This is a genomic window from Microbacterium nanhaiense, from assembly GCF_014646015.1.
GTDB classification, from domain to species: Bacteria; Actinomycetota; Actinomycetes; order Actinomycetales; family Microbacteriaceae; genus Microbacterium; species Microbacterium nanhaiense.
This window is the reverse complement of the sequence record NZ_BMMQ01000004.1, coordinates 223397-237087: the sequence shown is the minus strand read 5'-3', so window position 1 is coordinate 237087 and position 13691 is coordinate 223397. Positions and strand designations below refer to the sequence as shown.

The window sequence follows — 13691 nt, the reverse complement described above, 5'->3', positions numbered from 1 at the left end:
GTAGAATCGGTCGGTGCCCGACCTCGACCTGCTCACCCTCGCACTCCTCGTGCTGGCGGGTTTCGCGGCGGGCTGGGTCGACGCCGTCGTGGGCGGCGGCGGGCTTATCCAGCTGCCGGCGATGATGCTCGTGCCGGGCATCGCGCCGCTCCAGGCCCTCGCGACGAACAAGGTCGCGAGCATCATGGGCACCTCGGTCGCCGCGGTCACCTTCGCCCGCCGGTTGAAGCCGGATCCGCGCACGGCCGTGCCTCTCGCCGTCTCGGCGCTCGCGGGCGCGGTTGTCGGCGCGGTCATCGCCACCTATATTCCCGAAGAGGCATTCACCCCGATCATTCTCGTTGTTCTCATTGCCGTCGGGGCATTCACGATCCTGAAGCCCCAGATGGGGATCCAGGCGACGCAGCGCTGGCACGGCGTGAAGCACGCCATCGGGGCATCCGCGATCGGCCTGGCGGTGGGCGCGTACGACGGCGCGCTCGGTCCCGGCACCGGCTCGTTCTTCGTGATCCTGCTCGTCAGCGTGCTCGGCTACGCCTTCATGCCCGCCTCGGCGCTCGGCAAGGTCGCGAACTTCTGCACCAACCTCGGCGCCCTGATCTTCTTCGTCCCGACGGGGCACGTCATCTGGCACCTCGGCCTCATCGTCGGCGCCGCGAACCTGATCGGCGGGTACATCGGGGCTCGCACGGCCCTCTCCCGGGGCAACCGCTTCGTGCGCATCGTGTTCATCGTCGTCATCGCCGCCCTCATCGTGAAGCTGACGTACGACCTTCTCAGCTGAAACGCTCGGGCCGCGTGATTACGCTCGGAGCATGAATGCGGATCGGGCGGCACGGAACGTCTTCGGCGGGCTGAAGCGGGCGCTGTGGAACGACCCCACGAAGCGCAGGATGACCGAACAGATGCCGATCATCGACGATCGCGTCGCGCAGAAGATCCTCGACCTCGCCATGCGCGTCGCCGAGATCATGCTGTCAATCGGTGCGAGCGCGAAGGAGGTCACGCTCGCGGCGCTGCGCATCACGCACGCCTACGGGCTCAAGAGCGTGCACGTCGACGTGACCTTCAACTCGGTCGTGCTCTCGGACCATCGCGGCGGCACCGGCGACCCCATCACCCTGATGAGGGTCGTCCGCTCGGCCGCGCCCGATCACGCGAAGCTACAGCGCATGCAGGCGCTCGTCAACGACATCGAGGCGGGCATGCCGCTCGCCGACGCGACGACGGAGTTCCACACCATCCGGCGGATCCCCTTCCGATATCGGCCGACCGTCGTGGTGCTCGCCCAGGCGATGCTGGGCCTCGCCGTCGCGTTGATGTACGGCGCCAGCTGGTTCACGACGCTCCTCGCCCTCGTCGCGTCGCTCGCCGTCGCCCTGACGCAGCAGGGCCTCGCGAAGCTGCGGATCCCCCTGTTCTTCAACCAGGCCGCCGGCGCCCTCGTGCTCGTCGCCTTCGTCGTGCTCGTCACCTGGATCGGCTGGCAGGGGGTGCCGCTGTTCGACAGCGTGCGGCCGACCGTGCTGATGGCCTCGGGGATCGTGCTCATGCTCGCCGGTCTCGCCGTCGTCGGCGCCACGCAGGACGCCATCGACGGCTTCGCCCTCACGGCCGGAGGGCGCCTGCTCGACCTCGCCGTCATGACGATGGGTCTCGTGGTCGGGATCCTTGTGGGGCTCGAGGCGGCGCGGCGCCTGGGTCTCGGCCTGCCGCTGCCGAGCGACATCGTTGCCTTCGGCGGCCCGCTCGGCCACGCCGTCGGATCCCTGCTCATCGCGATCGCCGTCGCCCTGATCAACGGCGCGAGCACCAGCATCATCCTCGTGAGCGGCGCCCTCGGCGTGCTCGGCTGGGGCGGTTGGTACGTGCTCGCGACGCTGCTCGGCATGCCCAGCTTCGCGGGCGTCTTCGGTGGCGCGCTCATCGCGAGCTTCGTCGGATCCGTCGTCGCCGACCGCCTCGCGGTGCCGTCCATCGCGGTCACGACCGCGGCGATGGTGCCCATGGTACCCGGCACCGCGGTGTTCCGCGGTCTGCTGGGGCTCGTGAGCGTCGACGGCCAGATGGAGGCATTCATGCACGCCTTCGACTCGCTCTTCACCGCCGCCATGACGGGCATCGCCCTCGCGTCCGGGGCGACGCTCGGACTCATGGTCGGCGCCCCGCTGCGCCTGCGCCTCGGTGATCACACGGTCGCGATGCGCTCGAAGGCCCGCCCCGCGACCGCCGCGGGCGGCACGGCCGCGTTCGAGGTGGTCCGCACCGAACCCGTCGAGCACGAGCTCGAGGAGACCCCCGTCGCCGACACCGCGGATCCCCACCCCCTGACGAAGCCCTACGAGGCAGGGGAGTAGGGCCGGAGCCCCGCCCCGCCGCCGACCGCGTCATCCCTTTCGCCACGACTCATCATGTCTCCGACGAATCATCCCGCGACGACGGATGATTCGTCGGAGACATGATGACCGGTCGGGAAAGTGATGACGCGCACCCCGGATCCCCGAGGCCGGAGCGGCCGGGCGCGGGCGACGCGAGGATGGCCCGCGCGATACGCTGACCTCATGACGCGGATCCTCGTGGTGAACGGCCCCAACCTCAACCTGCTCGGCACGCGCAAGCCCGAGATCTACGGATCCGCGACCCTCGACGACGTCGTGCGGGTCGCGCGGGAGGCGGCCGAGCTGCACGGGCTCGAGATCCGCGACGTGCAGTCGAACTCCGAGGGCGCCCTGATCGATGCGATCCACGAGGCGCGCCACGACTGCGACGGCATCGTCATCAACGCGGGTGCCTACACGCACACGTCCGTCGCGATCCGCGACGCCCTCGAGGCGGTCGCGCTGCCATTCGTCGAGGTGCACATCTCGAACGTGCACGCGCGCGAGGAGTTCCGGCACCGCTCGTACCTCAGCGACATCGCGAGCTGCGTGATCGCGGGGGCGGGGATCCAGGGGTACGCCTTCGGGGTGCATCACCTCGCGCGGATCCTCGCGTAACAGCCAGAAGCGGGGCGAGATCCGTGATGGATCCCGCCCCGCTTGAGTACGACGGCTTACGCGTCGGGCGTCGAGACAGCCTCGTCGGCGACCCACAGCTCGTCCTCCGAGCTGAGTGTCTTCCACGCGACGACGAAGATGCCGACGGCCGCGGCGATTCCGATGACGGCGGCGATCACGGCGCCCGCCGAGGACTTCTTCTTCGGCGGGGCCACGACGAGCTGCTTCTTGCCGAGCTTGGCCGCGGTCGCGTCGTAGGCGCCGATCGCACGGCCGACGACGTTGCCAGCGACGGGAATCACGGCGCCGTCGAAGAACCGCTTGCCGCGCCCATAGCCCTCGCGGACGTAGGGTGCCGCGCGGTCGACGTACGGCTCGACGTACTCGTGGTACTTCTTCTTGGCCTCCGGGGTGATCACCTCGCGGTTGATCTCGCGGAGCTGGCGGCCGGCGGCGCGTGCCACTTCGGCGGCCTCCGCCGCGACTTCCCGCTGCGCCGCGAGCACGCTATTCGCGGTGCCCTGCAGCTTGCGGAGTTCCTTCTTGCGCTTCTTGCTGAGGCTGACGCTCACTTGGTGTGCCCTTCCGCATCGGTGACGTGCTTTCTCTCATCCTGCCACGGACATCGATGACTCGGCGATGTCTTGACACATCTCTGAAAGAATGGTTGGCATGACTCAGCACACCGCCGTCGCCACGGTTCACACCAACCACGGTGACATCACCATCAACCTGTTCGGCGACCACGCCCCGGCGACGGTCGACAACTTCATCGGCCTCTCGACGGGCGAGAAGGAGTGGACCGACCCGCGCACGGGCGCCAAGGGCGACGGTCCCCTCTACAAGGACGTCATCTTCCACCGCATCATCCCGGGCTTCATGATCCAGGGCGGCGACCCGCTCGGTCAGGGCATCGGCGGCCCGGGCTACAACTTCGACGACGAGATCCACCCCGAGCTCAACTTCAACGAGCCGTACATCCTGGCGATGGCGAACGCGGGCAAGCGCCCGAACTCGTTCGGCGGCATGAGCGGCACGAACGGCTCGCAGTTCTTCATCACGACCGACCCGACGCCGTGGCTCATGGGCAAGCACACGATCTTCGGTGCCGTCGCCGACGATGACTCGAAGCGCGTCGTCGACGCGATCGCCGGCGTGCAGACCGGCGCGAACGACCGCCCCACCGAGGACGTCGTCATCTCGTCGATCGACATCGAGAAGCTCTAAGCACATCTCCTCCCACGAAGCTCTGCCGGACAGGACCGCAACGCAGTGACCGACACCCCAGGGGCATCGCTCCGCGAGAACCCGGACAACTACTGCTATCGGCACCCCGACCGGCAGAGCTTCGTGCTGTGCCAGCGGTGCACCCGCACGATCTGCCCCGAGTGCATGACGCCGGCGTCCGTTGGATACATCTGCCCCGAGTGCATGAAGGAGCAGAAGAAGAACCGCACGCCCGCGCAGAAGCGCGCCCAGCGGCGCTGGGGGTCCGGACCGCGGGCGGGCGCGGTGTCATCGGGTTCGTCATCGAGCCGCGGGACGACGGCCATCTTCATCGTGACCGCGGTCGTCTACCTGCTTCAGATGCTGGGCTCGGTGGTGCCGGGGCTCGAGGTGCAGCGCTGGCTGCTGTTCTGGGAGCCCTTCCTGATCCCGAGCATCTCGGGCACCTTCGAACCGTGGCGCGTCCTGACCGCCGCGTTCGTGCACGGCGGGCTCTGGCACGTCGCCCTCAACATGCTGACGCTCTGGATGGTGGGGCGGGCGCTCGAGCCCGCGCTCGGCACCTGGCGCTTCGTCGCGACATACCTCCTGAGCGCGGCGGGCGGATCGGCCGGCGTCGCCCTGCTGGGCTTCGCGACCCCGGTCGTGGGGGCATCGGGTGCGCTCTTCGGCCTCTTCGGTGCCCTGCTCGTCATCGGGCGCGCCGTCGGAGCCAACCTCACGGGCCTGTACATCACGCTCGGCATCAACCTGGTGCTGGGCTTCCTGCCGGGCTTGAACATCGCGTGGCAGGCGCACGTCGGCGGCCTCGCCGTCGGCGCCCTCGTCGGTTATATCTTCACGAAGACGCGCCGCCCCGCCCGGAAATCGCTGCAGATCGGCCTGCTGATCCTCGTCGGCGTCGCGATCGCCGCGGCGCTCGCCCTGCCGGCCTTCGGCATCTACGCCCAGCTGGGCTGAGCTCGGCGCCCAGCCCAGCCGACCGGCAGGGATCCGCGGGCCGCGCTTACCCGGCCGCGGCGGCCAGCCGCGCGCGGAGCGCGGCGAGCTGGGCGCGGAGCTCCTCAGGGATCCGCTCGCCGAAGGTGTCGTAGAACTCCTCGGTCAGCTCGGCCTCGGCGAGCCAGCCGTCCCCGTCGACGGCGAAGAGCGCGTCGAGATCCGGTTGCGGAGCGTCGAGCCCCGCGAGGTTCAGCTCGACGGGGAGGCGGCCGATCGCGCTGTCGACGGCCGGGGCGGCGCCCTCGATCCGCCGGATCACCCACTCGATGACGCGCGCGTTCTCGCCGAAGCCGGGCCACAGGAAGCGACCGTCGCGCCCCTTGCGGAACCAGTTGACCTGGAAGATCGCGGGCGGTGCGGTCACCTCGCCCATCGAGACCCAGTGGGCGAAGTAGTCGGCCATGTTGTACCCGCAGAAGGGCATCATGGCGAAGGGATCGCGGCGCAGCTCGCCGACGGTTCCCTCCGCGGCGGCGGTGCGCTCGGACGAGATCGTGGAGCCCATGAAGACGCCGTGGTTCCAGTCGAAGGCCTCGACGACGAGGGGCACGTTGCTCGCCCGGCGGCCGCCGAAGAGGATCGCGTCGAGCGGCACGGCCTCCTCCCAGTCGGGCGCGATCGACGGCGCCTGCGCGGCTGAGACGGTGAAGCGCGAGTTGGGGTGCGCGGCCGGTCGGCCCGAGTCCGGGGTCCAGTCGTCGCCGCGCCAGTCGATGAGGTGCGCGGGCGCCTCATCCGTGAGCCCCTCCCACCACACGTCGCCGTCGTCGGTCAGCGCGACGTTCGTGAACAGCACGTCGCGGCGCAGCGTGTCGACCGCCGTCACGTTCGTCGCGGGGCCCGTGCCCGGGGCGACGCCGAAGAAGCCCGCCTCGGGGTTGATGGCGTAGAGGCGGCCGTCGGCGCCGGGGCGGATCCAGGCGATGTCGTCGCCGATCGTCTGCACCGTCCACCCGGGCAGCGTCGGCCGCAGCATGGCGAGATTCGTCTTGCCGCACGCCGATGGGAAGGCCGCCGCGACGTGCAACGCCCGCCCCTCGGGCGAGATCACACGGATGAGGAGCATGTGCTCGGCCATCCACCCCTCGTCGCGCCCGAGGACCGACGCGATCCGCAGCGCGAAGCACTTCTTCGCGAGAATCGCGTTGCCGCCGTACCCCGAGCCGAAGGAGGCGACCTCGAGGGTGTCGGGGAAGTGCACGATGTACTTCTCGTCGTTCGACGGCCACGGCACGTCCGGCTCGCCGGCCTCGAGCGGAGCGCCGACGGAGTGCACTGTCCGCACCCACGAGGCGCCGCCCGCGATGAGCTCGGTCACGGCGCTGCCGACGCGGGTCATGATCGCGATCGACGCGACCGCGTAGGGGCTATCGGTGATCTGCACGCCGAGCTGCGAGATCGGGCCGCCCAGCTTGCCCATCGAGAACGGTACGACGAACATCGTGCGGCCCCGCATGGATCCGTCGAAGAGCCCGGCGAGCGTCTCGCGCATCTCGCTCGGATCCGCCCAATTGTTCGTGGGGCCCGCGTCGATCGGGCGCTCGGAGGCGATGAAGGTGCGCGACTCGAGCCGCGCGACATCGCGCTCGTCGCTGCGGGCGAGGTAGCTGCCAGGGCGCTTGTCCTCGTTCAATCTGATGAGGGTGCCGGCATCGACCATGTCCTGCAGCAGCGCCGCACGCTCGCCATCGGATCCATCGACCCAATGGATCCGGTCGGGCCGCGTGAGGGCGGCCGTGCGCTCGACCCACGCGACGAGTTCGGCGAAGGCGTCGGTGTCGTAGGAGGGCTGCGCTCCGTATGCGTCGAGTCGTGAGGTGTGGGCGGTGGTGATGGTGGTGTCGATGAGGACCAATGCGCTCTCCTTCGAAAATCCGCGATACGGCAACGTCAGAACGAGCTTTTCGCATCTTCGGCGCTATTTGTTGAGGGGTATCGAGTAAAAAAGGGGAATTCTTTCGAAATGCGCAAGCCTCAAGGGGAGGCCGTTGACGGGCTCGGGCGCCTCATTCTCCACAAGTTATCCACAACGAGGCTCGCGTTCTCCCCAGATCGGCGCGCTCTCTCCACGCCGTAAGAGGCGTTCTCCACGGCGGCGAAGGGGTTTTCCCCGGAGTTATCCACAGATTCATCCCCAGCTGGGGAGAATCACACGCGTGTTATTCACACGCGGGGGAGAGGGCTGTGGAGAATTACAGCGGTGTGATTCGCGCACGCACGGCAAACGACACGCCCCGCCCGGACGGATCCGGACGGGGCGTGAGGACGAAGGTCAGCGGGTCAGCGCCAGCGCGTGGCCATGATGAGGCCGATGAAGGCCAGGCCGCCGCCGATCAGGAGGTTCCACGCGCCGATGTCGGGAATCGGCAGCGTCGATCCCGACATGTAGAACACCAGCACCCAGGCGAGGCCCAGCAGGAAGAAGGCAGCCATGACCGGCTTGAACCATGCGGGGTTCGGCAGGGGCTCACCCGGGATGTGGGTGATCTCGTCTTCTTCGTCGTGCTTCTTGCGCGCCATGGGGATCAGTCTACGGGAAGATCGCGGGGCGCCCGGAAGCAGGACAGAGCCGGATGCCCCCAGTCCCCCCCCCCCCGGGGACATCCGCCCCTGGTCTCTCACTCGGCCGGGGGCATCAGCACCGAGTCGATGAGGTACACGGTGGCGTTCGCGGTCTGCACGCCGCCGCAGAGCACCATCGCGTCATTCACCATCCACTCGTCGCCCGAGCCGGTCACCTCGACGTCGGCTCCCTGCACCGTGGTGTGCATGCCCGCGATGTCCGCGGGCTCGATCTGGCCGGGGACGACGTGGTACGTCAGGACCGAGGTCAGCAGATCGGCGTCGGTCGACAGGGTGTCGAGCGTTGCCTGGTCGACTGCGGCGAAGGCGTCGTCGACGGGAGCGAAGACGGTGAACTCGTCGCCGTTGAGCGTGTCCACGAGATTCACGTCGGGGTTCAGCTGGCCGGAGACCGCCGAGACGAGCGTCGTCAGCAGCGGGTTGTTGGACGCGGCCACGGCGACCGGATCCTGAGACATGCCCTGAACGGATCCGGGCCCGTCCGGCACCATCGACGCGTAGTCGGCACATGCCGGTCCGACGAGGTTCGCCGCCGGGTCCATCGCGCCGTCGGTGGCGTCTTCCGTCGGCTCCTCGGCCGGTGCGTCATCGGCGGGAGTCTCCGCGGGCATCGTCTCGGGAGCCTCTGACGCCACGGCGTCGTCGTTCTCGGGGGCGTCATCGCCGCCGGACATGCACCCCGTCAGGGCGATTGCTGCCGCGAGCGTGAAAGTGATTCCGCCGCCGATTCGAAGGCTGTTGCGCAACATGGGGTCCTCCTGGGTTGAGATCTGCGCCGTGCGGCGCTCCCGCCGGGGTGGCGGTTACAGGGCATTCGACGCCGCGCCCGAAACGGATGGGAAGAATTTCTCGGGGCCCCGAATGCCAATCCGGCGGCCCCGATGCGTCGAATACCTCTGCATCACCAGCGGAGGATCTCATGACACTCGTCATCATCGGCTTTCTCGGAGGCCTCATCACGGGCATCTCGCCCTGCATCCTGCCGATCCTGCCCGTCGTGTTCCTCACGGGCGGCGCGCAGTCGGCTCAGACCGGCACGAACGGCGAACCGACGGCGGCGGGGAGGTCGCGCCCCTACCTCGTCATCGCCGGATTGATCGTCAGCTTCACGGCCGTGACGCTCGCCGGCTCGCTCGTGCTCGGCGCGCTGGGTCTGCCGCAGAGCTTCCTGCGGTGGGCGGGGATCGTCGTTCTCGCCGTGCTGGGCATCGCCCTGATCGTGCCGCGCCTGGAGCAGCTTCTCGAGCGACCGTTCCAGTGGATCCCGCGCCGCGAGGTATCGAACGAGCGCGGGGGCTTCGGCGTGGGGCTCGCCCTCGGCACCGTCTTCGTCCCCTGCGCGGGACCGGTGCTCGCGGCGATCATCGTCGCCGGGTCCACGGGCCGCATCGACGCGGGAACAGTCGTGCTGACGGTCTCGTTCTCGCTGGGCGTCGCGATCCCGCTCCTCGCGTTCGCGCTCGCCGGCCGCGGCGTCGTGCGGCGGATCCGTGCCTTCCGCAACAGGGAGCGCGGGTTGCGCATCGCGGCGGGCGTCGCGATGCTGGCGCTCGCGGGCGGGCTCGTCGTCAACGCCCCCGCGTTCCTACAGCGGCTGGTCCCGGACTACACGGCCGCGCTGCAGCAGCCCTTGGCCGAGGACGAGGCCGTGCAGGAGGCGCTGAGCCTCGGCGGGCTCGTGACCGACGAGAACCGGCGGCTCGACGAATGCCTCGGCGCGGGCGACGAGCTCGCGTCCTGCGGCCCCGCGCCCGAGATCCGTGGCATCGACGGGTGGCTGAACACCCCCGGCGGTGAGGCCGTCTCGCTCGAGGATCTGCGCGGCGAGGTCGTGCTCATCGACTTCTGGGCGTACTCCTGCATCAACTGCCAGCGCAGCATCCCGCACGTCACCGCCTGGGACGACGCCTATCGCGACGCCGGCCTGCGGGTCATCGGTGTGCACTCGCCGGAGTACGCCTTCGAGAAGGATCGCGGCAACGTCGAGGCCGGTGCCCGGGATTTCGGCATCGAGTACCCCGTTGCGCTCGACAACAGCCTGGCCACGTGGACGGCGTACCGGAACCGCTACTGGCCCGCGCACTACCTCATCGACGCCTCGGGCACCGTGCGCCACATCGCCTTCGGCGAAGGGAACTACGAGGTCACGGAGAAGCTCATTCGGCAGCTCCTGGCGGACGCAGACCCAAACGTCGCGCTGCCGGCAGCCACAGACATCGCCGACGAGACGCCCGAGCTCGGATCCACGACCCCCGAGACCTTCCTCGGCGCGGCGAAGGAACAGACCTTCGGCGGATCCGAGGAGTACCGGCAGGGGGAGCGGGAGTTCGCGCTGCCGGAGGAGCAAGCGGCGGACACCTTCGCGCTCGACGGTACCTGGGAGATCGGAACCCAGGCGGCCACGCCGTCGGGCGAGGACGGCACGATCCGCCTGCGCTATCGCGCGGACGAGGTGCGGATCGTCGTTGCGGGCGAGGGAACCCTGAACGCCGAGGTCGACGGCGAGCGGACGGACATCGAGGTCTCGGGCACGCCCCGGTCGTACTCCGTGCGGGCGCCGAGCGGATCCGCGGAGGGCACGATCGAGGTCGTCGTACCGGCCGGCGTCGAGGTCTACTCCTTCACCTTCGGGTGAGCGGGCCCGGCGCGGCGGCCGCCCTCACGGCGAAGCGACGAAGGAATAGGGCATGCTGATCTCTATGACCCATGGCGGCGAGACGGCGGGCGCCGCGCACTCCGATGACGGCGACGTGTACGACGCGCTACTGCAGCGGATCGCGCGCCGCGACAAGCCCGCCTTCGCGGCGCTCTACGACCAGCTCTCGCCCCGCGTGTTCGGGCTCGTGCTTCGGATCGTGGTCGACCGGGCGCAGAGCGAGGAGGTGCTGCAGGAGGTGTTCCTCGAGGTGTGGGAGAAGGCGGATCGCTTCGCCGCCGACCGCGGCAGGGGCCGGGCGTGGGTGTTTATGATCGCGCACCGGCGCGCGGTTGACCGGGTCAAGTCCGCGCAGGCGAGCGTCGACCGCGATGTGCGCACCGGCCGCCGCGACCTCGAGGTTCCGTTCGATGCGGTCGCGGAGGACGCGGAGGTCCGCGTGGAGGGCGAGCGCGCACGTGCGGCGCTGGATCAGCTCCCCGCGGCGCAGAGGGAGGTGCTGGCGATGGCGTACTTCGACGGATACAGCCAGAGCGAGATCGCGGTGACCCTGAGCACGCCGCTAGGCACGGTAAAGACGCGAATGCGTGATGGTATTGCTCGCCTGCGGAAGGCGATGGGGGTGGCGGAATGATGACGGACGACGAGTTCGAGCAGCTCGCGGCGGGAGAGGCCGTGGGCGCCCTGAGCGACGACGAACGACGCGTGCTCGAGGCCGAGGCGGCCCGGGATCCGCGGCGCGCGGAGCAGCTGCTCGAGGCGCGGCTCGCGGCCGCCGCCTTCGCGGAGACGACCGCGGAGGTCGCTCCGCCCGCACGGATCCGCGAACAGCTCCTGGCGAGCATCGAGGCTGCCCCCGAGCCCGAGCCCGAGCCCGAGCCCGAGCCCGAGCCCGAGCCGCGCGCTCGCCGCCGGTGGTTCGCGCTCGCCGCGGCCGTTGCCGGCCTCGTCGTGGTCGGAGGCGGCGCCTATGCGCTCGTGTCTCAGCTGACGCGGCCCGCCGAGGTCGTCGCCCTCGACGAGATCGAGAACGCGGAGGACGCCGCGTCCGCCAGCGCCGCGCTGTCGACCGGCGGAGAGGTGACGCTGCACTGGTCGGTGGAGCTCGGCCAAGCGGTCATGACGGCCGACGAGCTGCCCGACATCGACGACGACCACGAGTACGAGATGTGGTTCGTGCGCGAGGACGGCCCCGTCTCCGCGGGCGTCTTCGATGAGGACGAGAACGCCGTGGCGCTCATCGACACCGAGATGCGGGAGGGCGATGTCTTCGCCGTGACGGTCGAGCAGGCCGGCGGCTCACCGTCCGGTCAGCCGACGACGGATCCCTTCGTCGTCATCGCGACGTCCTAGCCGTTGGCGTTCCCGGAGCCCTTGCCCTCGGAGCCCTTGTTCTCCGCACCCTTGTTGCCCGTGCCAGAGTCGCCCGTGTCCTGATTCCCCGAGCCCTCGTTCTCGCCGCCCGGATCCTCGGAGCCGACCTTCACCGGCGCGCACACCCGCAGGGTCACGGTCGAGTGGATGTCGACGTCTCCCGCGGCGGGGTTCTGCGTCTCGACGACGAGGGGGTTGGTGGCCGTGCAGCCGTCGTCGCGCGTCTGCGTGACGGTAAGCCCGAGGGCCTCAAACTCCTTCTTCGCGAGCTCGTAGGGCATACCCGTCAGGTCGTTGATGGTCACGCGGCCGGTCGCGACGGTGAGGTCGACCCGAGACCCCTCGAGGACCTCCTCGCCCTCGTCGACCTCGTCGCCATCGACCTCCGCGGCCAGCACGGTTCCCGCGGCGGCCTCGGGGTCGTTCAGGGGCAGGATCCGCCCGAGCTGCAGGCCGCTATCACCGTCCAGCGCGGCGCGGGCGGCCTCCTCTGTTCCGCCGACGAGCGATGGAATCTTCGCCATGAGCGGCCCGTCGGAGACGAGGATGTCGACGTGCGCGCCGAGCTCCAGCGAGGTGCCGGGGCCGGGCTGGGTCTCGATCACGGCGCCCTCCGGCACGCTGTCGCTCGGCTGCGACGACACCTGCACCTCGAGCCCGTCCGCCGTCAACTCCCTTTCGGCGGCCGATGCCGTCCACCCCGTGACGTCGACGACGTCGACCGTGTCGGCGACCCGGAGATCCATCGGATCCGACTCGACGACCCAGAAGGCGAGGGCGGCGACCGAGGCGACGATGAGGGCGATGGCAGCCCACACCCACGCCGTCGGAGGGCCGGACTGCGTGCGGGCGACGCCGTTCTCGCTCGACAGCTCGGCGAAGGTGTGCTCGATCTCGTGCTGCGCGCGCCGCTGGTCTCCGTAGAGCTCGTCAGCGAGGTGCGTCAGCTGCCGCTGGGACAGGGTCTTCCCGTCGAGCGCCGCGTCGAGCGCCTCGCGGAAGGTCGCGGCGTCGGGGTAGCGCTGTGCCGGATCCTTCGCGAGCGCCCGCATGACGATCGGGTCGAGCTGGGCGGGCGCGTCGGGGTAGCGCTGCGTGGGCGGAACCGGCGCCTCCCGCACGTGCTGGTACGCCACCGCGACGGGGGATCCGCCGACGAACGGCGGTCGGCCCGTGAGCAGCTCGTACAGCACGACGCCGGTCGAATACAGGTCGGCGCGCGCGTCGACGGGCTCGCCCTGGGCCTGTTCGGGGGAGAAGTACGCCGCCGTTCCCAGGATCGTCGTCGTCTCCGCGACCGTCGCGGAGGTGTCGCTGACGGCGCGGGCGATGCCGAAGTCCATCACCTTGACCTGGCCGTCGTCGGTGACCATGACGTTGCCCGGCTTGATGTCGCGGTGCACGACGCCCGCGCGATGCGAATACTCGAGCGCCTCGAGGATGCCGTCGACGTAGCGCGCCGCGTCCTCCGCGGAGAGCGGCGCGTCGGCGGCGATCTCGCTCAGCAACCGCCCGCGCACGAGTTCCATGACGATGAACGGCGTGTGCGTGATCCCGCCCGCCGGGTCGTCCTCGAGGTCCTCGCCCGCGTCGTACACCCGCACGATCGAGGCGTGCGCCATGCGGCTGGCGGCCTGCGCCTCGAGGCGGAACCGCGTGCGGAAGGTGTTGTCGCGGGCGAGGTCCCTGTCGAGGATCTTGATCGCCACAGTGCGGCCTAGGGTGAGATCGTAACCGCGGTGCACAGTGGCCATGCCGCCGCGGCCGATCAACGAGTCGACGCGATAGCGGCCCGAGAGGATCCGCTCCTCCGGCGCCTGCAGCGCCTGCGTCGGCTCGTCTGTCACGTTCTG

Annotated in this window: 13 protein-coding genes; 8 read left to right on the top strand and 5 right to left on the bottom strand. The window is 69.8% G+C overall.

All coding sequences use genetic code 11. The features are described 5' to 3' along the window. The first annotated feature begins 13 nt into the window (after positions 1–13). The 3 genes from IEX05_RS08740 to aroQ all read left to right on the top strand — a co-directional run bounded on the left by IEX05_RS08740 (position 14) and on the right by aroQ (position 2996). Complete coding sequence (locus IEX05_RS08740; protein WP_188700985.1) at positions 14–784, top strand: sulfite exporter TauE/SafE family protein; 771 nt, start codon at positions 14–16, stop codon at positions 782–784. Positions 785–815: 31 nt separating this feature from the next. Then, positions 816–2357, top strand: coding sequence for a threonine/serine exporter family protein (locus IEX05_RS08735; protein ID WP_188700984.1), 1542 nt, complete (start codon positions 816–818; stop codon positions 2355–2357). A 204-nt stretch (positions 2358–2561) separates the two neighbouring features. Further along, entirely contained in the window at positions 2562–2996 is a 435-nt protein-coding gene (aroQ, locus tag IEX05_RS08730) for a type II 3-dehydroquinate dehydratase (protein ID WP_188700983.1), read from the top strand. A 56-nt stretch (positions 2997–3052) separates the two neighbouring features. Here aroQ and IEX05_RS08725 read toward each other — a convergent pair whose 3' ends face one another. Further along, a complete protein-coding gene (locus tag IEX05_RS08725) occupies positions 3053–3568 on the bottom strand; it encodes a DNA helicase (RefSeq protein ID WP_188700982.1) in 516 nt (171 codons plus the stop codon). Positions 3569–3668: 100 nt separating this feature from the next. On the opposite strand from IEX05_RS08725, the gene IEX05_RS08720 reads away from it, so the two are divergent. Together IEX05_RS08720 and IEX05_RS08715 are read left to right on the top strand one after the other, a co-directional pair. Further along, positions 3669–4223, top strand: a complete 555-nt coding sequence (locus IEX05_RS08720; RefSeq protein WP_188700981.1) for a peptidylprolyl isomerase — start codon at positions 3669–3671, stop codon at positions 4221–4223. A gap of 45 nt (positions 4224–4268) precedes the next feature. After that, positions 4269–5183, top strand: a complete 915-nt coding sequence (locus IEX05_RS08715; RefSeq protein ID WP_229661219.1) for a rhomboid family intramembrane serine protease — start codon at positions 4269–4271, stop codon at positions 5181–5183. Between the two features lie 46 nt (positions 5184–5229). Here the strand turns inward: IEX05_RS08715 and IEX05_RS08710 are convergent, their stop codons facing one another. From IEX05_RS08710 to IEX05_RS08700, 3 genes are all read right to left on the bottom strand, one after another. After that, positions 5230–7071 (bottom strand): phosphoenolpyruvate carboxykinase (GTP), encoded by a 1842-nt coding sequence (locus IEX05_RS08710; protein WP_373286297.1) that lies wholly within the window; start codon positions 7069–7071, stop codon positions 5230–5232. Between the two features lie 434 nt (positions 7072–7505). Next, positions 7506–7745, bottom strand: a complete 240-nt coding sequence (locus IEX05_RS08705; protein ID WP_188700979.1) for a cell division protein CrgA — start codon at positions 7743–7745, stop codon at positions 7506–7508. Between the two features lie 98 nt (positions 7746–7843). After that, a complete protein-coding gene (locus tag IEX05_RS08700) occupies positions 7844–8557 on the bottom strand; it encodes a fasciclin domain-containing protein (RefSeq protein ID WP_229661218.1) in 714 nt (237 codons plus the stop codon). Between the two features lie 170 nt (positions 8558–8727). Here IEX05_RS08700 and IEX05_RS08695 point away from each other — a divergent pair, with 170 nt between their 5' ends. From IEX05_RS08695 to IEX05_RS08685, 3 genes are read left to right on the top strand one after another with little or no spacing between them, the layout of a single operon-like run. Next, on the top strand, positions 8728–10443 hold the full coding sequence (locus tag IEX05_RS08695) for a cytochrome c biogenesis protein DipZ (protein ID WP_188700978.1): 1716 nt from the start codon (positions 8728–8730) through the stop codon (positions 10441–10443). A 52-nt stretch (positions 10444–10495) separates the two neighbouring features. After that, complete coding sequence (gene sigK / locus IEX05_RS08690) at positions 10496–11098, top strand: ECF RNA polymerase sigma factor SigK (RefSeq protein ID WP_229661217.1); 603 nt, start codon at positions 10496–10498, stop codon at positions 11096–11098. Beyond that, on the top strand, positions 11095–11817 hold the full coding sequence (locus tag IEX05_RS08685; RefSeq protein ID WP_229661216.1) for an anti-sigma factor: 723 nt from the start codon (positions 11095–11097) through the stop codon (positions 11815–11817). Before sigK ends, IEX05_RS08685 begins: the two co-directional genes overlap by 4 nt. Here IEX05_RS08685 and pknB read toward each other — a convergent pair. After that, positions 11814–13685, bottom strand: a complete 1872-nt coding sequence (gene pknB / locus IEX05_RS08680; RefSeq protein ID WP_268237871.1) for a Stk1 family PASTA domain-containing Ser/Thr kinase — start codon at positions 13683–13685, stop codon at positions 11814–11816. The genes IEX05_RS08685 and pknB overlap by 4 nt on opposite strands. Between the last annotated feature and the right edge of the window lie 6 nt (positions 13686–13691).